Source organism: Luteococcus sp. Sow4_B9, from assembly GCF_052116585.1.
Classification (GTDB): Bacteria; Actinomycetota; Actinomycetes; order Propionibacteriales; family Propionibacteriaceae; genus Luteococcus.
The window spans coordinates 38,972-60,923 of record NZ_JBQKKT010000014.1 but is presented as its reverse complement, the minus strand read 5'-3'; the positions used below and the strand labels follow the sequence as shown (position 1 = coordinate 60,923).

Annotated in this window: 22 protein-coding genes; 14 read left to right on the top strand and 8 right to left on the bottom strand. The window is 67.4% G+C overall.

Translation table 11 applies throughout. The annotated features are described in order from the left end of the window. Window positions 1-79 precede the first annotated feature (79 nt). From sufD to ACTQ49_RS09920, 6 genes are all read left to right on the top strand, one after another. Window positions 80-1,258, top strand: coding sequence for a Fe-S cluster assembly protein SufD (gene sufD / locus ACTQ49_RS09945; RefSeq protein ID WP_441827683.1), 1,179 nt, complete (start codon window positions 80-82; stop codon window positions 1,256-1,258). Beyond that, the gene (locus tag ACTQ49_RS09940; RefSeq protein WP_441827682.1) at window positions 1,255-1,635 is read left to right on the top strand and encodes a non-heme iron oxygenase ferredoxin subunit; all 381 of its coding nucleotides are present in this window, start codon (window positions 1,255-1,257) and stop codon (window positions 1,633-1,635) included. Before sufD ends, ACTQ49_RS09940 begins: the two co-directional genes overlap by 4 nt. 1 nt (window position 1,636) lies before the next feature. After that, on the top strand, window positions 1,637-2,398 hold the full coding sequence (gene sufC / locus ACTQ49_RS09935; RefSeq protein ID WP_441827681.1) for a Fe-S cluster assembly ATPase SufC: 762 nt from the start codon (window positions 1,637-1,639) through the stop codon (window positions 2,396-2,398). A gap of 161 nt (window positions 2,399-2,559) precedes the next feature. After that, window positions 2,560-3,879: a cysteine desulfurase gene (locus tag ACTQ49_RS09930; protein ID WP_441827699.1), complete on the top strand. Its 1,320-nt coding sequence runs from the start codon at window positions 2,560-2,562 to the stop codon at window positions 3,877-3,879. After that, window positions 3,876-4,319, top strand: coding sequence for a Fe-S cluster assembly sulfur transfer protein SufU (gene sufU / locus ACTQ49_RS09925; RefSeq protein WP_441827680.1), 444 nt, complete (start codon window positions 3,876-3,878; stop codon window positions 4,317-4,319). The genes ACTQ49_RS09930 and sufU overlap by 4 nt, the downstream gene beginning before the upstream one ends. A gap of 101 nt (window positions 4,320-4,420) precedes the next feature. Next, entirely contained in the window at window positions 4,421-4,771 is a 351-nt protein-coding gene (locus tag ACTQ49_RS09920) for a metal-sulfur cluster assembly factor (protein ID WP_441827698.1), read from the top strand. Between the two features lie 309 nt (window positions 4,772-5,080). Here the strand turns inward: ACTQ49_RS09920 and ACTQ49_RS09915 are convergent, their stop codons facing one another. Beyond that, window positions 5,081-5,836 (bottom strand): ATP-binding cassette domain-containing protein, encoded by a 756-nt coding sequence (locus ACTQ49_RS09915; protein WP_441827679.1) that lies wholly within the window; start codon window positions 5,834-5,836, stop codon window positions 5,081-5,083. Next, a complete protein-coding gene (locus tag ACTQ49_RS09910; RefSeq protein WP_441827678.1) occupies window positions 5,833-6,987 on the bottom strand; it encodes an ROK family transcriptional regulator in 1,155 nt (384 codons plus the stop codon). Before ACTQ49_RS09910 ends, ACTQ49_RS09915 begins: the two co-directional genes overlap by 4 nt. A gap of 233 nt (window positions 6,988-7,220) precedes the next feature. Here ACTQ49_RS09910 and mmsA point away from each other — a divergent pair, with 233 nt between their 5' ends. The 3 genes from mmsA (at window position 7,221) to ACTQ49_RS09895 (ending at window position 11,286) form a co-directional block, all read left to right on the top strand. Next, window positions 7,221-8,795: a multiple monosaccharide ABC transporter ATP-binding protein gene (gene mmsA / locus ACTQ49_RS09905; protein ID WP_441827677.1), complete on the top strand. Its 1,575-nt coding sequence runs from the start codon at window positions 7,221-7,223 to the stop codon at window positions 8,793-8,795. A 17-nt stretch (window positions 8,796-8,812) separates the two neighbouring features. After that, window positions 8,813-10,102, top strand: coding sequence for a sugar ABC transporter permease (locus tag ACTQ49_RS09900; RefSeq protein WP_441827676.1), 1,290 nt, complete (start codon window positions 8,813-8,815; stop codon window positions 10,100-10,102). 77 nt (window positions 10,103-10,179) lie between these two features. Beyond that, on the top strand, window positions 10,180-11,286 hold the full coding sequence (locus ACTQ49_RS09895; RefSeq protein WP_441827675.1) for a substrate-binding domain-containing protein: 1,107 nt from the start codon (window positions 10,180-10,182) through the stop codon (window positions 11,284-11,286). Between the two features lie 111 nt (window positions 11,287-11,397). Here ACTQ49_RS09895 and thpR read toward each other — a convergent pair whose 3' ends face one another. After that, window positions 11,398-11,958 (bottom strand): RNA 2',3'-cyclic phosphodiesterase, encoded by a 561-nt coding sequence (gene thpR, locus ACTQ49_RS09890; RefSeq protein ID WP_441827674.1) that lies wholly within the window; start codon window positions 11,956-11,958, stop codon window positions 11,398-11,400. Window positions 11,959-12,013: 55 nt separating this feature from the next. Between thpR and ACTQ49_RS09885 the strand changes: the two genes are divergently transcribed. The 3 genes from ACTQ49_RS09885 (at window position 12,014) to ACTQ49_RS09875 (ending at window position 16,496) form a co-directional block, all read left to right on the top strand. Continuing rightward, window positions 12,014-13,612, top strand: a complete 1,599-nt coding sequence (locus ACTQ49_RS09885) for an ABC-F family ATP-binding cassette domain-containing protein (protein WP_441827673.1) — start codon at window positions 12,014-12,016, stop codon at window positions 13,610-13,612. A 204-nt stretch (window positions 13,613-13,816) separates the two neighbouring features. Further along, window positions 13,817-14,602, top strand: a complete 786-nt coding sequence (locus ACTQ49_RS09880) for a helix-turn-helix domain-containing protein (RefSeq protein ID WP_441827672.1) — start codon at window positions 13,817-13,819, stop codon at window positions 14,600-14,602. A gap of 34 nt (window positions 14,603-14,636) precedes the next feature. Then, the gene (locus tag ACTQ49_RS09875; RefSeq protein ID WP_441827671.1) at window positions 14,637-16,496 is read left to right on the top strand and encodes an ABC transporter ATP-binding protein; all 1,860 of its coding nucleotides are present in this window, start codon (window positions 14,637-14,639) and stop codon (window positions 16,494-16,496) included. A gap of 29 nt (window positions 16,497-16,525) precedes the next feature. On the opposite strand, the gene ACTQ49_RS09870 is transcribed toward ACTQ49_RS09875, so the two are convergent. From ACTQ49_RS09870 to ACTQ49_RS09855, 4 genes are all read right to left on the bottom strand, one after another. Next, the gene (locus ACTQ49_RS09870) at window positions 16,526-17,332 is read right to left on the bottom strand and encodes a putative RNA methyltransferase (protein ID WP_441827670.1); all 807 of its coding nucleotides are present in this window, start codon (window positions 17,330-17,332) and stop codon (window positions 16,526-16,528) included. Window positions 17,333-17,338: 6 nt separating this feature from the next. Then, window positions 17,339-18,085 (bottom strand): SDR family oxidoreductase, encoded by a 747-nt coding sequence (locus tag ACTQ49_RS09865; RefSeq protein WP_441827669.1) that lies wholly within the window; start codon window positions 18,083-18,085, stop codon window positions 17,339-17,341. Beyond that, window positions 18,069-18,950: an SURF1 family cytochrome oxidase biogenesis protein gene (locus tag ACTQ49_RS09860; protein WP_441827668.1), complete on the bottom strand. Its 882-nt coding sequence runs from the start codon at window positions 18,948-18,950 to the stop codon at window positions 18,069-18,071. Before ACTQ49_RS09860 ends, ACTQ49_RS09865 begins: the two co-directional genes overlap by 17 nt. A gap of 79 nt (window positions 18,951-19,029) precedes the next feature. Then, window positions 19,030-19,392, bottom strand: a complete 363-nt coding sequence (locus tag ACTQ49_RS09855) for a DUF3099 domain-containing protein (protein ID WP_441827667.1) — start codon at window positions 19,390-19,392, stop codon at window positions 19,030-19,032. Between the two features lie 192 nt (window positions 19,393-19,584). Between ACTQ49_RS09855 and fabG the strand changes: the two genes are divergently transcribed. Together fabG and fabI are read left to right on the top strand one after the other, a co-directional pair. After that, the gene (gene fabG, locus ACTQ49_RS09850; RefSeq protein WP_441827697.1) at window positions 19,585-20,295 is read left to right on the top strand and encodes a 3-oxoacyl-ACP reductase FabG; all 711 of its coding nucleotides are present in this window, start codon (window positions 19,585-19,587) and stop codon (window positions 20,293-20,295) included. 109 nt (window positions 20,296-20,404) lie between these two features. Further along, entirely contained in the window at window positions 20,405-21,178 is a 774-nt protein-coding gene (gene fabI, locus ACTQ49_RS09845; RefSeq protein WP_441827666.1) for an enoyl-ACP reductase FabI, read from the top strand. 30 nt (window positions 21,179-21,208) lie between these two features. Here the strand turns inward: fabI and ACTQ49_RS09840 are convergent, their stop codons facing one another. After that, window positions 21,209-21,940 (bottom strand): hypothetical protein, encoded by a 732-nt coding sequence (locus ACTQ49_RS09840; RefSeq protein WP_441827665.1) that lies wholly within the window; start codon window positions 21,938-21,940, stop codon window positions 21,209-21,211. Window positions 21,941-21,952 lie beyond the last annotated feature (12 nt).

Genomic DNA, 21,952 nt, shown 5'->3' with positions numbered 1-21,952 from the left:
TCCGCCCCGGGCCACGGTGGCCGCGTTGTCGTCGTCACCGTCTCCCCAGCTGCCCAAAGACCAAGAAGGAAGCACACAGTTGTCCACTGACACCGCACCCGCTGTGGCGAGCGCACTCGAGCTCGAGACGGTTGCCTCACACCTGCACCCGACGCCCTCCTGGGATGTCCAGGACCACCCCGAGCCCACCGGCCGTGAAGAGATCTGGCGCTTCACCCCGATGAAGCGCATTGCCCCGCTGCTCGCGGCCCAGGGCAGCACCGACAATCTGGGCTGGGAGACCTCCATCCCCGCCGGCGTCACCATGGAGCAGATCGATGTGGCTCGTGCCCGCGAGCTCGCCGTCGAGGCGCCCACCGACCGGGTGGCCGCGCTGGCCAGCCAGAATGCCGCCTATGGCGTGCACATCGACGTTCCGGCCGACAGCCAGGTGACCGAGCCCGTCGTGCTCACCGGAACCGGCCAGGGCGGCGTCGTGAGCGAGCAGACCGTGGTCACGATCGGCTCGCACGCCGAGGTGACCCTGGTCCTGCACTTCAAGGGCAGCGCCACCTTCGCCGAGAAGACCGACATCCGGGTGTCCCCCGGAGCGCAGGTGACCGTGGTCACCCTGCAGGACTGGGCCGACGATGCCGTGCATGGCGGCCAGCGTTCCGTCCTGGTGGGCCGTGACGCGCATGTGCGCCTGATCACCGCCTCGCTCGGCGGTGACGTCATCCGCCTGCAGGAGGACGTCCGCTATGACGGTCCTGGTGGAGAGCTGGAGCAGTACGGGCTCTACTTCGTGGACGAGGGCCAGCACATCCAGCACCGGATCTTCGTGGACCACAACGAGCCCCGCACCAAGAGCAATGTGGACTACCGCGGTGCTCTGCAGGGCAAGGGGGCGCACTCGGTGTGGATCGGCGACGTGCTGATCCGCAAGGCGGCCGAGGAGATCGAGACCTACGAGGCCAACAAGAACCTGGTCCTCACGGACGGCTGCAAGGCCGACAGCGTGCCGAACCTGGAGATCGAGACCGGTGAGATCGCCGGAGCCGGCCACTCGTCGACCACCGGTCACTTCGACGATGCCCACCTCTTCTACCTGATGAGCCGGGGCATTCCCGAGCAGGAGGCCCGTCGTCTGGTGGTGCAGGGCTTCTTCTTCGAGATCATCCGCCGCATCGGCATCGAGGACATCGAGGCCCGGCTGGTGGAGGCCGTCGAGGAGGAGTTGGCCTTCCTGGAAGCTGCCGCAGCCGAAGGCGAGCGGTGAGCTTCGTCGACGCCTGTGCCCTGACCGACCTGGGGAGCGACGCCCTGCGCGTGGCCCTGGAGCGCCCCGGTCAGACACCGGCCGAACTGGCCATCGTCAAGGTGGGGGAGGACATCTTCGCCATCACCGACGAGTGCTCGCACGCCCAGATCAAGCTCAGCGAGGGCGAGGTCGAGGGCTGCACCATCGAGTGCTGGCGCCACGGCGCCCGATTCGACCTGCGCAATGGGGAGGCACTCGACCTGCCGGCCACCGAGCCGGTGGCGGTCTTCCCCACCCGCGTCACCGATGGGCGCGTGCTCGTCGACCTGGACAACCCGATCACCACCAACGAGAACGATTCTGCGGCCGCTGCCGCGGCCGACAAGGAGAACTGAGATGTCGAAGCTGGAAATCATCGACCTGCACGTGGACGTCGAGACCGAGAACGGCCCCAAGCCGATCCTCAAGGGCGTCAACCTGACGATCAATGACGGCGAGGTGCACGCCATCATGGGCCCCAACGGTTCGGGCAAGTCCACCCTGGCCTACTCGATCGCCGGCCACCCGAAGTACACCATCACCTCGGGCAAGGTCCTCCTGGAGGGGCAGGACATCACCGAGATGAGCGTCGACGAGCGTGCCCGCGCCGGGCTCTTCCTGGCCATGCAGTACCCCGTCGAGGTGCCCGGAGTCTCCGTCGCCAACTTCCTGCGCAGCGCCAAGACCGCGCTCGACGGCCAGGCACCCAAGGTGCGCACCTGGGTCAAGGACGTCAACGCCGCCCTGGAGCGCATGAACCTGGACAAGGAGTTCGGCGCCCGCTCGGTGAACGAGGGCTTCTCCGGTGGTGAGAAGAAGCGCCACGAGATCGCGCAGCTGGAGCTGCTGAACCCGAAGATGGCCGTGCTCGACGAGACCGACTCCGGTCTGGACATCGACGCGCTGCGCGTCGTGAGCGAGGGCATCAACCGCTACAGCGCCCAGGGCGACCGCGGCGTGCTGCTCATCACCCACTACACCCGCATCCTGCGCTATGTGAACCCCACCCACGTGCACGTCTTCGTCGACGGCCGCATGGTGGCCGAGGGTGGCAAGGAGCTGGCCGAGCAGCTGGAGTCCGAGGGCTACGAGAAGTACCTGCAGGCCGCCCAGGCCTGAGCCACACCCGTCGTGGGGGGGGGGGGCGCGCGGGCGCGGCGCCCCCCGGCGCGGGGGGGGCGCCCCCGGGCCGCGCCCCCCCCCCCCGGGCCCGTCCACCACAGGGCTCCCCACGAGAGCCCCGGACAAGGAGCACCACCATGAACCAGTCACAGGCCCCGCTGGGCCTCGACGTGGAACGCATCCGGGCCGACTTCCCGATCCTCTCCCGCACCGTGGGCGAGCATCCGCTGGTCTACCTCGACAGCGCCAACACCTCGCAGAAGCCGCGCCAAGTGGCCGATGCGATCAGCGAGCACTACCTGCAGCACAATGCCAATGTGGCCCGCGCCATGCACATGCTCGGTGGCGAGGCCACCCAGGCCTTCGAGGGCGCACGCGCTCGCATTGCCCGCTTCATCGGCGCGGCGCAGCCGGAGGAGGTGGTCTTCACCAAGAATGCCTCGGAGGCCCTCAACCTCGCGGCGAACACTCTGGGTGCCGGCCTGAAGCCGGGCGACGAGGTTCTGGTGAGCGTGATGGAGCACCACTCCAACATCGTTCCGTGGCAGCTGGTCTGTGAGCGCACGGGTGCGACGCTCCGCTGGTTCGACATCACCGACGACGGCCGACTGGACCTCGAGGCAGCCGAGCGGGAAGGGCTGGTCAATGAGCACACCAAGGTGGTCTCGCTGACCTGGATCAGCAATGTGCTGGGCACGGTCAATCCCGTCGCCCGGATCGCCGAACAGGCCCACGCGGTGGGAGCCACCGTGGTGGTGGATGGCTCCCAGGGGGTGCCGCAGCGCGCCACCGACGTGTCCGCGCTCGGCTGCGATGTGCTCGTCTTCACCGGCCACAAGATCTGCGGTCCCACCGGGGTGGGCATCCTGTGGGGTCGGATGGAGTTGCTGGAGAGCCTGCCCCCATTCCTGGGCGGCGGAGAGATGATCGAAGTGGTCCGGATGACCGGTTCCACCTTCGCCCCGCCGCCCCACCGTTTCGAGGCCGGAACGCCCCCGATCGCCCAGGCCGTGGGGCTCGCGGCGGCGATCGACTACGTCGATGCGATCGGCATGGACGCGATTGCGCAGCACGAGCACAAGATCACCCAGCTGATGTTGTCCCGGCTGCAGCAGATCGACGGCCTGCGCATCCTGGGCCCCACCGAGGCCGTGGATCGTGGAGGAGCGGTCGCCTTCGCACTGGACGGGGTGCACCCGCACGACATCATGCAGATGCTGGACTCGCGGGGCGTCGCGATCCGTGGCGGCCAGCACTGTGCGCGCCCCTTGCATGACCGGTTGGGCATCCAATCCTCCGTGCGGGCCTCGGGATATCTCTACACCACTCCCGATGAGGTGGAGGCCCTGGCCAGCGCACTGGAATGGACCAGGGACTTCTTTGGTTCCAAGATGAGCGGGGCCGACGGCAGCAGGATCCGTCGGCGTCGCGAACAGCGCGCCAGCGCTGCGGCACCGAGCAAGGAGGGACGGGCATGAGCGTCGAGAGCATGTACCAGGAGATCATCCTGGACCACTACCGGGAGAAGCTGAACTCCGGTCTCCGGGATCCCTTCCAGGCCGAGGTGCACCACGTGAACCCGTCGTGCGGCGACGAGATCACCCTGCGGGTCCAGCTGGACGGCAGCCGGATCCAGGACGTGAGCTACCACGCCGAGGGATGTTCGATCTCGCAGGCCTCCACCAGTGTGATGAGCGAATTGCTCATCGATCGGGAGGTGGCCGATGCCATGGCACTGCACGACGAGTTCCTCGAGATGATGCAGAGCCAGGGCAAGGCGGAGCCCGACGAGGACCGGCTGGAGGACGGCATTGCCTTCGTCGGCGTCTCGCAGTTCCCGGCTCGCGTCAAGTGCGCCATGCTCGGCTGGTCCGCGGTGCGCGATGCCATCCTGCGCGCCCAGACCGGCCAGGGCTGAACCCACACACTTCAACAAGCAAGGAGAATGCGGTGTCCAACACCCCTGTAGAGGCCACCCAGGCCACGCCCGAGGCGGGCGCCGGGCAGCGCCCGTCCGATCTGGTCAAGGACGAGCTGCCCACCGGCGCGCCCGCCGCTGGAGTCACCAGCGTCGAGGACGTCGAGGAGGCCATGCGTGACGTGGTCGACCCCGAACTGATGGTCAACGTGGTTGACCTCGGCCTCGTCTACGGCATCCACGTCGATGAGAACAATGACTGCACCATCGACATGACGCTCACCAGCCCGACCTGCCCGTTGACCGACCGGATCGAGGACGACACCCACGCCGCCCTCGAAGGCCTGGTCAACAGCGCAACCATCAACTGGGTCTGGCTGCCGCCGTGGTCGCTGGAGATGATCAGCGATGATGGCCGCGAGCAGCTGCGCTCGATCGGCTTCAACGTCTGACCTGACGGGAATCCCCGCCCTGCCGCGGGCGGCCTGGCGACGAGTCGTCGGCTCCGTCCCGGGAACAGACCAACGGCGGACCCGAACCTCCCCCACAGGGGTTCCGGTCCGCCGTTGGCGTGTTGTGCTGCAGCCAGAGGCGCGGCACGCGTGGGACACCAAGCGCCCGATCTTTGATCGCTCGCAATGTCAACCACCACAGGGATTCTCTCGTATGGCGTCGGTGATTGCACGCTCATCCGGCCCCGGGGCGCGTGTTCGGGAAAGCTCTGACCGATGGACCAAAGGTCAGTTATGTCTGACTTTCGGTCAGCCTCGTCGTGGTGCGTGGACGTGGGTGGCGCCGGTGATCGCCGCGAGCACGGCCTCGTAGCTCGCCTCGTCGGCCAGGAAGCTGCCGTTGTTGCGGCCGTGGCGCAGCACCTCGATCCGGTCCGCGATGGCCCGCACGTCGCCCAGGTTGTGGCTGATCAGGATGACACCCAGGCCCTGGTCCCGCAGGCCGTCGATGTAACTCAGCACTTCGGCCGTCTGGCTCACCGACAGGGAGGCGGTGGGCTCGTCGAGCACCACCAGGCTGGGGTCGCTGACCAGCGTGCGGGCGATCGCGACGCACTGGCGTTGCCCGGCGGACAGCTGGCGCAGCGGTACCGAGGGGTCAGGAACCCGGGCGCTCAGGGCGCCGAGGTGGTGCCGGGCCTGTTCCCGCATCCGGTGGTGGTCCAGCAGCCCGATTCGGGTGCGCAGTTCCTGACCGAGGTAGAGGTTGTCGACGACGTCGAGGTTCTCCACCAGCGACGACTCCTGGAAGACCGACGCGATGCCGAGCTGGGTGGCGGCACGCGGCGACCCGATGGTGACCGGGCGCCCGTCGAACCGGATCTCCCCGGCAGTGGGCTGCAGCACGCCGCCCACGATCCGGGCGATGGTGGACTTGCCGGCCGCATTGTCCCCGACCAGCGCGACGACCTCGCCGCGGTGCACGTCGAGGTCCACCTCGACGGCGGCCTGGACGCCACCGAAGGTACGGGTGATCCGGCGAAGGCTGAGCAGTGCCTGGCTCATGGGGTCCTCCTTTCGAGGGCCAGTGCCGCCACCCCCATCGCCTCGGCGTCACGTCCGAGTTGGGGGAGGACCAGCAGGTCGTCGACATCCCCGAGCAGCGTGCGTGCGGCGAGCGCCTCGCGCACCGGGCCGAGCAGGACCTCCCCGGTCTCTGCGAGTTCTCCGCTGACCACGATCCGGTCCGGCCCCAGCACCATGGCGGTGTTGGCCACCACGCGCCCCAGTGCGGCCGCCCCGTCCTGCACCACCTGGCGGCACCCGGCGTCGCCGTGCCGGCAGGCCTGGACGATCTGTCGCAGACCCATCGGGCCGTGGCTGAGGCGCAGCAGGTCGGCCAGCGCGACGGCGGACAGCAGCGTGTTCAGGCAGCCGCGGGCGCCGCAACGGCACATGGCTCCGCCGGGATCCACCTGCACATGGCCCAGCGCCCCCACGGCCGGCGAGCGACCACGGTGCGGTCGCCCATTCACCAACAGGGCGGCCTCCACCCCGTCCCCGACCCGGACGAGGAGGGCCACCTCGGCGCCGCGCAGGGCACCGAAGCGGTACTCCGCGACGGCGCCGGCATCGGCCTGGCGCTCCAGGGTGACCGGACGGTCGAGCCGCTGGGACAGGGTCTGGACGACGTCGACATCCTCCCATCCGGGCAGGGACCCGGCGGTGAGCTGGGCGGCCAGCACGTCGGGCAGGGCGACGCCGATCGCGGCGACGTCGTCGAGGCTCGCACCGACCTCCTCGGAGGCCTCGCCGGCCAGCAGGGCGACGCGGTCCAGGGTGGTGTCGTAGCGGTGCTCGTGCGGCAGGGGGAGGTGGCGGGAATGCTGCACGGTATGGGATGCGTCGCCCAGATAGGCGTCGAGGGTGCGCGGTCCGATGTGCACCCCGAAGCCGAGGGCCGAGGTGCGCGCGAGGCTGACCTGCTGGGCCCTGCGGCCGGAGCGGGTGGTGGCGCTGGTCACCAGCCGTCCGTCGGCCTCGAGCTGTTTGACGATGTTGGAGACGGTGGCCGGGGACAGGCCGGTGGCAGCGGCGAGCTCCACCTGGGTGATGGCCCCGAAGGTGCGCACCGCGTCCACGATGCGGAGGCTGTTGCGTACACGCAGGGACGTCTGGGAACCGGGGGACGTGGAGGTGCCGGCGGCCGATGCCACGGTGCCACCTCCTGCGTCGCGAATTCATCGTTCTGGGCCGTCGAGGGACAGCCTGTCACATGACCATCTTTCGTTCAGGTCCCAAAGTCAAGACGCCGGTCAACCTGAAGGAATGAGCACGAACTGACCATTCTTGAATTCAAGTCTTGACGCCAACTCCGACGCGGATCTACCGTGAAGCGACTCCGGTGGGGCGCGAGCGCCACCGGATGCGAGTCAAAGGAGACGAGCGCATGGCCGACGAGCCACACACCATCCTCGAGATGCGCGGCATCACGAAGACCTTCCCGGGCGTCCGGGCACTCGATGACGTCACGATGCGGGTGCGTCGGGCGGACATCCACTCCATCTGCGGTGAGAACGGCGCCGGCAAGTCCACCCTGATGAAGGTGCTCTCCGGCGTCTACCCGCACGGCAGCTATGAGGGCGAGATCATCTTCGACGGGTCGGAGATGCGCTTCGGCGGCATCAAGGACTCCGAGGCCCAGGGCATCGTGATCATCCACCAGGAGCTGGCGCTGATCCCCGAGCTGTCGGTGACGGAGAACATCTTCCTGGGCGACGAGCTGACCGCCCACGGCCTGATCAACTGGCAGGAGGCGCGCGTGCGCGCCATGGACCTGTTGGCCCGCGTCGGCCTGGACATCAACCCGGACACCCCGATCAAGCGGCTCGGCGTCGGCCAGCAGCAGCTGGTGGAGATCGCCAAGGCGCTGAGCAAGAATGTTCGGCTGCTGATCCTCGACGAGCCCACCAGCGCCCTCAACGAGGACGACTCGGCCAACCTGCTGGACCTGATGCGCGGCCTGAAGGCCAAGGGCATCACCCAGATCATGATCAGCCACAAGCTCAACGAGATCGCCGCCATCAGCGACGCCGTCACCGTGATCCGCGACGGGAAGACCGTCGAGACCTATGACGTGGTGGCCGGCCAGGTGGACGAGGACCGGATCATCAAGGCGATGGTGGGCCGCTCCATCGAGAACCGCTACCCGGACCACGAGTCGAATCCCGGCGAGGTGCTGCTGGAGGTCAAGGACTGGACCGTCGAGCACCCCGACGTGCCGGGCCGCCTGGTCACCAAGCACGCCAACTTCAATGTCCGGGCGGGCGAGATCGTCGGCTTCGCCGGGCTGATGGGGGCCGGGCGCACCGAGCTGGCCCGCAGCCTGTTCGGCCGCAGCTACGGCATCTACCGCGGCGGGGAGATGATCCTCGACGGGAAGCAGGTGGCGCCGAAGACGGTGCAGCAGGCCATCGACCTGGGCATCGCCTATGTCACGGAAGACCGCAAGACGCTGGGCCTGAACCTGCTGGACTCCATCAAGACCACCGTCACTGCGGCCAACCTCAAGGCCATCATCAAGGGTTTCCTGCTGGACCTGGGGCGGGAGAAGGACGTGGCCAACCAGTACCGCACGGACCTGCGGATCAAGACCCCCACCACCGATGTCGGCGTCGGCACCCTGTCCGGCGGCAACCAGCAGAAGGTTGTGCTGGCCAAGTGGATGTACCCCGAGCCCAAGGTGCTGATCCTCGACGAGCCCACCCGCGGCATCGACGTCGGCGCCAAGTACGAGATCTACAAGCTGATCCACAAGCTCGCCGACGAGGGCAAGGCCGTGATCATGATCTCCTCCGAACTGCCCGAGCTGCTCGGCGTCAGTGACCGGATCTACACCATCTGTGAGGGCCGGATCACCGGTTGCCTCGACGCCGCCGACGCGGACCAGGAGACCCTGATGCGCCGGATGACCACCATGTCGGCCCCCACCCAACCGCAGCCGGCCGCCCCGGCGCTCAACTGACAGGCACGGGAAGAACAATGAAGGCGATCAAGCAAGTCCTCGGCAACAACCTCCAGCAGTACACGATGATCCTTGCGCTCGTCGTGCTGGCGGTCGGTTTCGACATCATGTCCGGGCACCGGATGCTCACTCCCGCCAACATGCAGAGCGTCATCTCCGGCAACGCCTACGTGCTGATCATGGCGCTTGGCATGCTGATGGTGATCGTGATCGGCCAGATCGATCTGTCCGTCGGTTCGGTGGCTGGTTTCGTCGGCTACGTCGTCGCTTGGCTGGTGGCCAGTCATGGGCTCAACTGGATGGTCGCCGTGCTCGGTGGCCTTGTGCTGGGCGTCCTGATCGGGGCCTGGCACGGCTTCTGGCTGGCGAAGGTGGGGATCCCCGGCTTCATCACGACGCTGGCCGGCATGATGATCTTCCGTGGCCTGTTGACCTGGCTGTCCAGCTCCATCACGCTCCAGGCCCCCAAGGAGCTCAGCTTCTTCGGTGCCGGCTACCTGCCCGAGTGGGGCCCCGCGTTCACCGGAATGAACAACTCCACCCTGCTGCTCGGCCTGCTGGGCATCGCCTGGTACGTCTTCCACGAGCTGGGCCGACGCAAGCAGGCCGTCCGTCGCGGGCATGAGGCCCCGCTGTGGGCGAGCATTGCACGCATTGTCCTGGTGTCCGTGGTCATTGGCTATGTCACCTGGCTGTTCGGCTCCGGCCACGCTGGCACCTCCTTCCCGATCCCCGGCGTGATCCTGCTGGTGCTGGCGATCATCTACCACGTCATGACCGAGCGGACCCGCTTCGGACGTCACGTCTACGCGGTGGGTGGCAACAAGGCCGCCGCCGGCTTGAGCGGCGTGAACGTCCAGCGGACCTACTTCCTGGTCATGCTCAACATGTCCTTCCTGGCCGCGCTGGCCGGCATCCTCTACATCGGCCGGGCCAATGGTGCTGCTGCTGCCGACGGTGTGGGCTGGGAGCTCGACGTGATTGCCGCAGTCTTCATCGGTGGCGCCGCCGTCAGCGGCGGCATCGGCACCGTCGTGGGCTCCATGATCGGTGGCCTGGTGATGGCCGTGCTCAACTCCGGACTGATGCTGATGGGTGTCTCCGCTGGTCAGACGCAGGTCACCAAGGGCTTGGTGCTGCTGGCCGCCGTCGCCTTCGACGTCTGGAACAAGACCCAGGGACGCCCCTCGATCATCGGCCGGCTGACCGGCGGCAGCAAGCTGACAGATGACAAGCCCGTCCCCGCTGCCCCCGTCGACCAGACCCCCGAGGCGCCGGCCGTCCAGGCCGATCCCGCCGCCAACTGAACCGCCCCACACCCGCGGGACGAAGACGTCCCGCACATCCACGTCGAGGTCCCTCGGCACCACGAAAGGAAGAACCCATGAAGGTCACCCGTAGGTCCCTGCTCGGCGGTGCTGCCGGCATGACCGCCCTGGTTGGGCTGAGCGCCTGTGGCGGCTCCGACCGCGGCGGCTCCGCGGCGAGCGCTTCCGCCTCCAGCGGCTCGGCCGGCTTCGCCTCCGACGCCTCGATCGGCATCTCCCTGCCCTGGCTGGGAACCCAGAACTGGAAGGAGGCACAGGACCTGTTCACCTCCCAGTTGAAGGAGGCCGGGATGAAGGCCGTCGTGCAGTCCGCCGAGAACTCCGCCCCCACACAGCAACAGCAGATCAGTGCAATGATCCAGCAGGGTTGCAAGGTCATCGTCGTCGGTCCCGTCGACGGCAAGCAGTTGGGCGATGTCCTGGGCCAGGCCAAGAGCGCCGGCATCAAGGTGATTGGCTACGACCGCCTGATCGAGAACACCGACGCCGTGGATGCCGTCACCCAGTTCGGCTCCGTGCGCACCGGTGAGCTGCAGGGCCAGTCGCTCCTCGACGGCCTCAAGGCGCGCAAGGGCTCCGGCCCCTACAACATCGAGCTCTTCGGCGGTGGTCCCACCGACCCGAATGCCCCGAACTTCTTCAAGGGCGCCATGAGCGTGCTGCAGCCCAAGATCGACGACGGCACCCTGAAGGTCCTGTCCGGACAGACCTCCTTCGACAAGTGCGGCACCGAGAACTGGAGCAATGCCAAGGCGCAGTCTCGGATGGACTCGCTGCTGGCTGGCTCCTACCAGGGCAAGAAGATCGACGGCGTGCTGGCCCCGAATGACGGCATCGCCCGCGCCATCCTGACTTCTTGCAAGCAGGCCGGCCAGGCGGTTCCGGTCGTTGATGGCCTGGATGCGGAGAACGAGTCCGTCATCAGCATCTGGAAGGGCGAGCAGTGGTCCACCGTCGCCAAGCCCACCAAGCTGTTGGTCGGCAAGGCCGTCGAGCTGATCAAGGCCATGCAGAAGGGCGAGACACTGCCCGAGCCCTCCGAGAAGGAGAACAACGGCAAGATCGACGTCCCGGTCTACGCCCTCGATCCCGTGGTGGTCACCAAGGACAACGCCAAGGAGGCCTTCAAGGATGACCCGGCCCGCCTGAAGCTGCTCAGCTGATAGCCGGCCTGAGTCTCGTCCGGCCGCCGGTTCCACGCTTTGGGAGCCGGCGGCCGCCTTCTTGCGTGCTGTGGATGTGGATCTCCCGAAACGGGAGCCACACTTCACTGGTCAGCCGAGTGTGTACTCCTGTATCACACGGTGTTCGGCGCCCTTCGGGCCGAGGGTCGAGTGCACCAGGGCGGCGGATCCCACCCTCCATCGCGCCGTGCGTAGCGCGTCGAGCCACGCCCACCGTTCGTCCAGAGGAGCGGGGCGGTCAAGTCGCCCCAGGGTCAGGTGCGGCCGGTAGGGGCGTGGGTCGAAGTGGATGCCCAGGCTTCGGGCCGCGTCGCGCTGTGCCGAGGCCAGCTGCCCCAGACCATTCGAGGGGTCGTCGAGCAGTGCAATGAGGTGACGTGCGCGGTCGCGTCGAGGGAAGGCACCGCCCCCGGCCACGCCCAGCTCGAAGGAGGGCACCTGCAGCGCTGCATTTTCGAGTGCTGCAGTGTAGTCGTCGATCAGATCCTCGTGGACTTGGGGTGTGAACAACAGCGTGATGTGCCACTGGTGGGTCGGGGTCCAACGGACCCGGGGCCCTCGCAGGCTTCGTTTCCGCAGGACCTGTTCGTCGAGCTCTTCGATGGCCTCGATTGGGGGGAGCACAGCGGTGAACAGGCGACGGGTCGTCATGGCCCGACGCTAGCGGTTTAGTGGCATTGGGGGTCGGGATGGGACACTTGACGACGTGCTGCAAGTCAAGGATCTCGAAGTTCGGGCGGGTGCCCGCCTGTTGTTGTCTCCCATCTCCTTCCAGGTGATCCCTGGAGACCGGATCGGTCTGGTGGGGCGCAATGGCGCCGGCAAGACCACCCTCACTCGAATCCTGGCCGGTGAAGGCCTGCCCGCCGGTGGGCAGGTGACCCGTTCCGGTCAGCTCGGCTACCTCCCGCAGGATCCCCGCGACGGCGACCTGAGCATGCTGGCCCGAGACCGCATCCTGTCGGCTCGGGGACTCGATCGCGTGATCATCAAGATGCGTGATCTCGAAGAGAAGATGAGCTCGGCCACGGGAGCCGAACGAGAGCAGGCGATGAGCGCCTATGCCAAGGCCGAGGCACAGTTCATCTCGGCCGGCGGTTATGGGGCCGAGAGCGAGGCCCACCGGATTGCGGCCAACCTCAACCTGCCCGACCGGGTGCTCGCCGAGCCGCTGCAGAACCTTTCGGGTGGTCAGCGCCGCCGCATCGAGCTGGCCCGAATCCTGTTCTCCGGCGCCGACACCCTGCTGCTCGACGAGCCGACCAACCACCTGGACGCGGACTCGATCAGCTGGTTGCGCGACTTCCTCAAGACCTATCCCGGTGCCCTGCTCATGATCAGCCACGACACGGGACTGCTGGAGGCGACGGTCAACAAGGTCTTCCACCTGGACGCGAACCGGGCAGAGATCGACATCTACTCGATGGGGTGGAAGCTCTACCTGAAGCAGCGCGAGACGGACGAGAAGCGGCGCCGTCGCGAACGTGCCAATGCCGAGAAGAAGGCGGCGCAGTTGTTGCTGCAGGCCGACAAGCTGGGTGCCAAGGCCACCAAGGCGGCCGCCGCCCACAACATGGCGCGACGGGCCGAACGGATGCTTTCCGGGCTGGAGGCGGAGCGCGAGGCGGACCGGGTGGCCAGCATCCGCTTCCCCGAGCCAGCGCCGGTGGGCAAGGTGCCCTTGATGGCTGAGGGCCTCAGCAAGTCCTACGGATCACTCGAGGTCTTCACCGGTGTCGATCTTGCGATCGACAAGGGCTCCAAGGTGGTCATCCTGGGGCTCAACGGTGCGGGCAAGACCACGATGTTGCGCATCCTCGCCGGGGTGGAGGAGTCCGACACCGGCCGTCTGATCCCTGGTCATGGCCTCAGGATCGGCTATTTCGCCCAGGAGCACGACCTGATCGACCTCTCGGCGAGCGTCCTGGACAACATGGTCGCGAGCGCGCCCAACATGAATGCCACCGAATGCCGCAAGGTGCTGGGCAGCTTCCTGTTCACGGGCGACGACGTGGAAAAGCCCGCCCGCGTGCTCTCGGGCGGTGAGAAGACCCGACTGGCCCTGGCCATGCTGGTCGTCAGCTCGGCCAATGTGCTCCTGCTCGACGAGCCCACCAACAACCTCGACCCCGCCAGCCGCGAGGAGGTGTTGAAGGCGATCAAGACCTACACCGGCGCGATCGTCCTGGTCACCCACGATGCCGGCGCTGTGGACGCGCTCGACCCCGATCGGGTGCTGCTGCTCCCGGATGGGGACGAGGACCTGTGGAGCGAGGACTACCGGGAGATCGTGGCCCTGGCCTGATCGAGCGTGCTGGGCCTGATCGAGCGTGCTGGGCCTGATTGAGCGTGCTGGGCCTCCTCCAGGCTTCCCGGCGTGGTCATGGTGCCGCTTGGCCAGCAAACGGTCGCCAGTCGCGGAGCGGCGGCTGGTTTTCGTCGCCCAACGTGATTTGATCTTGGACACACCGGCAGGGCAGCGGTGGAAGCGAGACAAAGGAGCGGGGCCATGACGGAATCGACAAGCGGAAGGCAGCGCAAGCCACGACTGGCGCCTGGTGTGCGAATCGTCGGTGACCAGCGCATTGCGCTGGGCAAGGAGCTGGCAGAGCGCTATGCCCAGGGCGAGGCCATCAGGTCCATGGCCGATGATCTTGGCCGCTCCTATGGCTGGGTGCAGGGGATGTTGAAGGAAGCCGGAGTGACCTTGCGAGGCCGCGGGGGCGCCACCCGAGGAGCAGCTGGGGCCGCCCGTGCCCGACTGGCGCGGGGCGGAAGTCGCGCTCGCCGGACCACGGACAGTCGCCCGTCGCCGACCAAGCCTGCCCGCAGTGGGAATGGATCGACCGCGGGCGTGGTTGAGATGGACGACGCGGCAGTGGAGCCGACCCAGGAGACCCCTGTGAAGACGGTGAAGGAGTCCCGGGCCAGCGCGGTAGACCAGAAGCCCGCAGCGTCGAAGATCAAGAAGTCCAAGAAGAAGGACCAGACCGGCGCGTCGAAGACCGACAAGCCGGCCAAGGACGAGGCGAAGCCCGGCAAGCCAGCCAAGGACGAGGCGAAGCCCGCCAAGCCGAAGAAGGTCGACAAGCCCGCGAAGCAGGCGTCCTCCGGCAAGGCCGAGAAGACCAAGCCTGATCAGAAGACCAAGCCTGATTCGAAGGTCAAGCAGGACAAGAAGGACAAGTCATCCTCCGGCAAGAAGGACAAGTCCAAGCAGGAGAAGTCCAAGCAGGACAAGCCTGCCAAGCCGAAGAAGGACAAGAAGTCCAAGAAGAAGAACAAGGACAAGTAGCCGAGCCGTACAGGCCGGGCGGACGGGAGCCACGATGAGCGGAATGGGAGGCCCTGGCGGCCGCATGATGGGGGGCCTGCGCAAGGATCCCTCTGTCAAGAACCACGACCTCGCACCGGGCACCGTGCGTCGCGTGGCCAGCTATGGCGGTCCCTACAAGGGGCTGCTGCTGGTCTTCCTGCTGTGCATCGTCCTGAGCGCGGTGGCGGGTGTGGTGCCACCGCTGCTGTTCAAGACCATCGTCGACGACGGTGTGCTCAAGGGCGACACGTCGCTGGTGTGGAAGATGGCCGGCGTCGTTGCCTTGCTTGCCGTCCTGGAGGCCGCACTCGGCATTCTGCAGCGCTGGTGTTCGGCACGCGTCGGCGAGGGGCTCATCTATGACCTGCGCACGCAGGTCTTCGACCACGTCAGCTCGATGCCGCTCGCCTTCTTCTCCCGCACCCACACCGGAAAGCTGGTGAGCCGCCTCCAGTCGGACGTGCTCGGGGCGCAGCGTGCCTTCACCACGACGTTGTCCAGTGTGTTGAGCAATGTCATCTCGCTGGTGCTTGTGCTGGCAGCCATGGTCTCGCTGAGCTGGCAATTGACCTTGGCCTCGCTGGTGCTGCTGCCGGTCTTCCTGATTCCGGCACGCATCGTCGGTGGCCGTCTCGCGGGCCTGACGCGTGACTCGATGCAGCTCAACGCCGACATGTCGGCCATGATGACCGAGCGCTTCACCGTCTCCGGTGCGCTGCTGGTGAAGCTCTTCGGGCGTCTCCAGGACGAGCACGACATGTTCGCGGCCAAGGCCGCACAGGTGCGCGAGACGGGGGTCACCATCGCCATGGTTGGGCGGTTGTTCATGACGGCGATGACCCTGGTGGCCGCCTTGGCCACGGCACTGGTCTACGGTGCCGGCGGCTGGATGGCGATCAAGGGCAGCCTGACGGTGGGAACCCTGACGGCGCTGGTGGGTTTGCTGGCGCGCCTCTACGGCCCGCTGGTGCAGCTCACCAATGTGCGCGTCGACGTGATGAGCGCGCTGGTCAGCTTCGAGCGCGTCTTCGAGGTGCTCGACCTGGAGCCGTTGATCAAGGATGCACCGGATGCGCGCCGAGCCAGTGGCGTCGCGTCAATCGACTTCGACGACGTCAGTTTCACCTACCCGGATCCGGAGCTGGTCTCCCTGCCCTCGCTGGAGCCCGTCACGCCCGGCCACGAGAGCAGGAACCAGCAGGTGCTCGACGGGGTCGACTTCCACGTCTCGCCGGGGCAGACCGTCGCGCTGGTGGGTCCGTCGGGCGCGGGCAAGACCACCATCACCAACCTGCTCACGCGGCTCTACGACGTGACCGGTGGCCGGGTGCGCGTCGGCGGAGACGATGTCCGGGAGCTCACCCAGGCTTCCCTCCAGGAGATGGTGGGCTACGTGACGCAGGACGCCCACATGTTCCACGACACCATCCGCAACAACCTGGCCTACGGCGCGCCCAGTGCCACTGAGCAGCAGATGCGTGACGCCCTTGCTGCGGCCCAGATCCTTCCCTTGGTGGACCGACTTCCCGACGGGCTGGAGACCATGGTGGGGGAGCGGGGTTACCGGCTGTCCGGGGGTGAGCGTCAGCGCTTCGCGATCGCCCGGCTGCTCTTGAAGGCGCCGCCCATCGTGGTGCTCGACGAGGCCACGGCCCATCTGGACTCGGAATCCGAGGTGGCGGTCCAGCGCGCTCTGGATGCCGCGATGCATGATCGAACCTCCGTGGTCATCGCCCACCGCCTGTCCACGGTCCGCGCTGCCGACCAGATCCTCGTCCTCGAGAACGGCCGCATCGTGGAACGAGGAACGCACACGGAGCTGCTCGCGGCCGACGGACCCTACGCGGAGCTCTACCACTCGCAGTTCGAATGACGCCTGGCGGGGAACGTTCTGACGGTCGTTCAGCCGGCTGGTCGACGGAAGACGCTCAGCTGGACGTCGGCGTCCACCTCGAGTCCGTCCTCCACACGGGAGTGCTCGTGGAAGGCATTGGGCCCCATCTGCACCAGGTCCGCGAGGGCAGCGGCATCGAGCTGCAGGGTCCAATGAATCCGTTGGCTCCACACGGCCTCGAAGGCCCCGACCATGGATCGGTTCAGTCGGCTGAGCTTGTCGTCCTGGATCCCGAGCAGGCCCAGTTGTTCTCTCGCCTGAGCGAGGTGTCCCTCATTGGGCGTGACCACCAGGAGCAGGCCCCCAGGAACGCAGATCCGGCTGAATTCCGCGGGATTGCGGGGGGCGAAGACACACAGCACCACGTCGGCCACCCCGCTGCGCACGGGTAGACCGGCCCAGGTGTCGGCCACCACGGATCCCATCCGAGGATGGGCCTTGGCGGCTCGGCGGGCAGCAAACGGTGAGACGTCCGTGGCCAGCCCCACCGCGTCGGGGTGCGCGTCCAGCACACCCGCCAGGTAGTGGCCCGTACCGGCACCGGCCTCGACGATGCGACGAGGGGCTCGGATCCGGCCGTTCAGGGCGTCGACGATCGGTTGGTAGTGCCCGCCGCCCAGGAAACGCGCCCGGGCGGCGACCATCTCGGCACTGTCGGCATTGGCCGGGGCGGCCCGGCCGAGCAGATTCACATGACCTTGCCGTGCCTGGTCGAAGCGGTGACCGGTGCGGCAGCCCAGGGTTCGCTCCTCGATCGTCAAGCGCTGCCCGCAGGTGGGACAGACCAGCAGGTCGGCGACGTGTTCGAGTCCCACCCAACCTCAGATCGTGCGCAGGGCGCCGCCGTCGAGCGCGACGAGGCTGCCGGTGATGTAGGACGCGGCGTCCGAGAGCAGGAAGCACGCCGCCCGTCCGAACTCCTCCGGCTTGCCGAGCCTGCCCAACGCGATGCTGGCCTCGTCCTTGGCGCGGGCTGCCTCCGGGTCGTCGGCCTGGGAGTAGAGCCAGGTCAGGCGGTCCGTGGCAATCAGACCGGGCATCATCGCGAAGGCGCGGCCGCCGTCGCGGCCCACCTCGTCTGCCAATTGCTTGACCAACATCGCCAGGCCGGGACGCATGCCATTGCTGGGGGCCATGTTCGGCAGGGGCGCGCGTGCGGAGGTGGACAGGACGAAACCAATCCGGGCTGCCGCATTGGCCCCGAAGACCGCCCGAGCCATCCGGATGGCAGGCATGAAGACCGAGTCGAAACTCTGCTGCCACTGCTCGTCGGTGGTGCCCAGGACCGAGCCCTTGGCTGGCCCGCCGACGCTGACCAGGGCGCCGTCGAGACGCCCGAAGCGCTCAAGGGCCAGGTCGACCGCACGTTGAGGTGTGTCGGTGGCCGCCAGATCGGCGGCCAGGGTGGCGGCACCAAGTTCCTGCTCGAGGTCCGCGAGCGCCTCCGCTCGGCGAGCCACCAGAACAACCTGGGCGCCTTCCGCGACCAGTTCACGGGCGGTGGCCAGGCCGAGCCCCGAGCTGGCTGCGGTGACCACGAAGACCTTGCCGTCATGACCGAGCTGCATTGTCATCCTCCTGAGGGGTTGCGGTGTGTGTGGTGGTTTCGGACTGCTCTGGGACTGGGGCGGGGCTGGATCCGGCCCCGCCGGCAGTGGTGTCCGCAGCCGACGCGCTCGCCAGCTTCTGGGCACGGCGTTCAGCCCTGGCCTGGGCCTTCTTGCGGTCGCGCAGGTCATTGCGGATGAGGACGAAGACCCCACCCACCGCGATCACCGTGAAGGCAAACCACTGCAGGGCATAGGACAGGTGTGGTCCCTCGTCAAGTTCCGGGGTGGTCATCGGCAACAGGCCACCGGACTGTTCGGGCTTGCTCTCCACCAGGCCGATGTAACCGTCCACCAAGGTATAGGGCAGGGTCTTGGACAGTTCCTCGGCATTGACGAGTCGGACCAGCTTGTCCTGCGGCGTCATGGCGGCGGGTTTACCGTTCTCACTGCGACGGACGTAACCGACCACCTCGACGGTTCCGGTGGGCGGATCGGGCAGCACCGCGATCTCCTGGCCGCCCTGTTCACGGGGCAGGAAACCCCGGTCCACCAGGACGTAGCGGCCGTCAGTGGCCTTGAGCGGTGTGAAGACCTCGCTGCCAGCCTGGTCATTCTGGCTGCGGTACAGGGCCTGGATCTGGTTCTCCGCGTCGTAGGTTCCGGTCACCCGGACGCGCTGCCACTGCTCGTCGTGCCCAATGGGCCCGGCGAAGACCTCCTCATAGGGCTTCACGGGCTGCTGCTGGTACGTGGTGACGCGCGCATTCTCGCCCCGTCGCCACTCCAGCCGGTGCATCTGCCATTCACCAAGCCGGATGAACAGGGCCCCGAGCAGCGTGACGAAGACCACCAGTGCAATCCATCGCAGCCACAGTTTCTTCACGCCCACCACCGTACCCGTCGGCACCGACAGAACTGGGGTCTCGTCCTGCTGGACGGCCCCGGCCGAGGGGCTGGGGGGGCTAGTGGGTCTCGTCCACCTCGCCGCGGATCACTGGCCCCGGGGCCAGGGCGAGCATCGTGGCGGCTTCGTCGTCCGGCTGGGCGATGTCACCGGGGTATGTCCGGTTGTCGCGGGCATTGGCCAGAACCACGGCGATCGCCGGGAGCACCGCGGCTGCGCTGATCGCGACGATCTTCCACCAGCCTGGAACGAAGAACATCGTGCAGAAGCACGTCGTGCGGATGATCATGGTCATGACATAGCGACGCTGACGCATCTCGATGTCCTGACTTCGGGCCAGACGGGCATCCGTGATCAGGACCGGATCATCTGCGACGGTACGCGAACCGGTCCTGCGGGATGCAGTCTTCGAAGTGCCCACGGCGCCACTCTATGACCAAGCGCCAGCCGCGTGCCCCGGCGTGGTCTGGACCGGGACGGTGCCGATTCCTCCAAATAAGGTTCCGGGACATTGTTCCCGCGCACAGGCTGGCCCCACGACGGTTCGCCTAGCGTGGCACGGGTGAGCCATGACATTGCCGACGCCCAGTCCACCTTCGCCGCCCTCGCTGCCGTGCCAGAGCCCCGCAGCGTGCTCGTGACCGGTGGCAGCAAGGGCATCGGACGGGCCATCGCGGCCGATCTGGCCGCCGCCGGGCACAGGGTGGCCGCCACCTACCGTTCGGGCGACGTGCCCGAGGGCGTGCTGGGCGTGCAGTGCGACATCACGGACCCCGAGCAGGTGGAGGCGGCCTTCAAGCAGGTCGAGGAGACCCACGGCCCCGTCGAGATCCTGGTGGCCAATGCGGGTATCACCAAGGATGGGCTGCTGATGCGCATGAGCGATGCGGACTTCGAGCAGGTGGTCGACACCAACCTCACTGGCACCTTCCGCGTCGTCAAGCGCGCCGTCCGCCCCATGATGAAGCAGCGGCACGGCAGGATCGTGCTGATCAGCTCGGTGGTTGCGCTGCTGGGGTCTGCCGGTCAGGTCAACTACGCCTCCTCCAAGGCAGCCCTCGTGGGCATGGCTCGAAGCATCGCTCGCGAGCTGGGCGGCCGCGGGATCACGTGCAATGTGGTCGCCCCGGGTTTCATCGAGACCGACATGACCGCGGTGCTCGACGAGGACCTCATCAAGGGCTACAAGGAACGCATTCCGGTGGGGCGCTTGGGGTCCACCGGTGACATTGCCGCTGCCGTGCGCTACCTGACCAGTGACGAGGCCGGTTACGTGACCGGTGCAGTGGTCCCGGTTGACGGTGGCCTGGGCATGGGACACTGATCCTCGGTCCAACCCCAAGATCGTCGGTACAACCCCAAGATCGTCGGTACAACCCCAGGATCATCGGTCCAACACCAGCAGCGAACCAAACCAGCACAGAAGGCAGTCCATGGGAATCCTCGAAGGAAAATCCATCCTGGTCACCGGCGTGACCCACAAGACCTCGATCGCCTACCAAGTGGCCAAGATCGCCCAGGAAGAGGGCGCCACGGTGGTGATCAGCAACTTCGGCCGGGCCATGAGCCTTACGCAACGCGTCGCGAAGTCACTGGATCCGGTGCCGGCCCTGATCGAGCTCAATGTCGCCGACGACGAGCACCTGGCGCGCCTGCCCGAGCTGCTGCGGGCCAATGGTCTGGAGAAGGTGGACGGCATCGTGCACTCGATCGCCTATGCCAACCCGGAGACCGCACTGGGTGGTGGATTCCTCACGACCCCTTGGCCGGACGTGGCCAATGCCCTGCAGGTCTCGGCCTACTCCCTGGCCAGCCTGACGATGGCGTGCAAGCCGCTGTTCAGCGACGACGTCTCGGTGGTGGGCCTGACCTTTGACGGCCGCATCACCTGGCCCACCTATGACTGGATGGGCGTGGCCAAGGCCGCCCTGGAATCCACCAGCCGCTACCTGGCTCGCTACCTCGGTCCAGAAGGCGTGCGGTGCAACATCATCGCCGCGGGACCACTGGACACCATCGCCAAGAAGGCGATCCCGGGCTCCACCACCTTCAATGACACCTGGGGGGACCGCGCACCCCTGGGCTGGGACACCACGGACGCAGTCCCCACGGCCAAGGGCGTCGTCGCGCTGCTCAGTGACTGGTTCCCCAAGACCACCGGCGAGATGATCCACGTCGACGGGGGAGTGCACAGCACCGGCGGCTGACCTGCCGAGTGGCGACACTGCCGGAGACGGTCACGCGTCCAGAGCCCGTTGCGGCCAGGAGACGGCAGCACTCACACCATCCAGGGCGGCACCTGCGAGTTCGCGCAGGTGCCGTTCGCTGTTCAGCGCAGCATGCGAATGGAGGGCCTGGTGCTGTTGGGCCAGGCCGGCCTCGGCGGCCGACAGCAGCAGCAGGGCGCGGTCGAGCAGGGTCTGCGACCTGGCGGGGTAACCGGCGCCGAGCATCACGGACCGGCCCGGCTCGGGACGTGACCCGTCGAGCAGGGGGAATCCATGGAGCGCGCTGGTGGCCCCGGCCACCACCTGCGAGAGCATCCGCGCCGTCTCACGAGGGTCCGGCGCGGGCAGGGGACGTTCGGCACGCACCAGCCGCCACTGGACGCCGGCCCCCACCACGGTGGCCAGCCACGCCAGCGAACCATCGTGCGCGCACACCACGGCACCGCGCTCCAGACCGCCCGCATTCAGCTCGGCGGGACCCCGCAGTCCGGCCATCCGTCCGGGGCGGGGCAGCAAGAGGGCCCAGGCCGGTTGACCTGGAAGCGCTCCGTGTTCGATCCGGGCGAGAGCCTGCCGCAGCGGAACGGCGTGCAGGGGGTCGAGCCCCAGCAGTTGATCCGGATCGTGGACGTGGTGCGGACGCCCATCGCCCAGCACCAGCTGCTCCGCCCGGGCAGCGCTGGTGCCGCTTCCGGACAACTGGTTCAGGGCGATGGCCAGATTCAGACAGACCTCGAGCATGGCGCGAGACTA

Bases quoted from the DNA above. Each gene is read 5' to 3' on its own strand.
- sufU (WP_441827680.1), top strand. From the start codon at position 3,876: ATGAGCGTCGAGAGCATGTACCAGGAGATCATCCTGGACCACTACCGG.
- ACTQ49_RS09880 (WP_441827672.1), top strand. From the start codon at position 13,817: ATGACGGAATCGACAAGCGGAAGGCAGCGCAAGCCACGACTGGCGCCT.
- ACTQ49_RS09865 (WP_441827669.1), bottom strand. From the start codon at position 18,085: ATGCAGCTCGGTCATGACGGCAAGGTCTTCGTGGTCACCGCAGCCAGC.
- sufC (WP_441827681.1), top strand. From the start codon at position 1,637: ATGTCGAAGCTGGAAATCATCGACCTGCACGTGGACGTCGAGACCGAG.
- ACTQ49_RS09915 (WP_441827679.1), bottom strand. From the start codon at position 5,836: ATGAGCCAGGCACTGCTCAGCCTTCGCCGGATCACCCGTACCTTCGGT.
- ACTQ49_RS09900 (WP_441827676.1), top strand. From the start codon at position 8,813: ATGAAGGCGATCAAGCAAGTCCTCGGCAACAACCTCCAGCAGTACACG.
- thpR (WP_441827674.1), bottom strand. From the start codon at position 11,958: ATGACGACCCGTCGCCTGTTCACCGCTGTGCTCCCCCCAATCGAGGCC.
- ACTQ49_RS09875 (WP_441827671.1), top strand. From the start codon at position 14,637: ATGAGCGGAATGGGAGGCCCTGGCGGCCGCATGATGGGGGGCCTGCGC.
- ACTQ49_RS09840 (WP_441827665.1), bottom strand. From the start codon at position 21,940: ATGCTCGAGGTCTGTCTGAATCTGGCCATCGCCCTGAACCAGTTGTCC.
- fabI (WP_441827666.1), top strand. From the start codon at position 20,405: ATGGGAATCCTCGAAGGAAAATCCATCCTGGTCACCGGCGTGACCCAC.
- ACTQ49_RS09895 (WP_441827675.1), top strand. From the start codon at position 10,180: ATGAAGGTCACCCGTAGGTCCCTGCTCGGCGGTGCTGCCGGCATGACC.
- mmsA (WP_441827677.1), top strand. From the start codon at position 7,221: ATGGCCGACGAGCCACACACCATCCTCGAGATGCGCGGCATCACGAAG.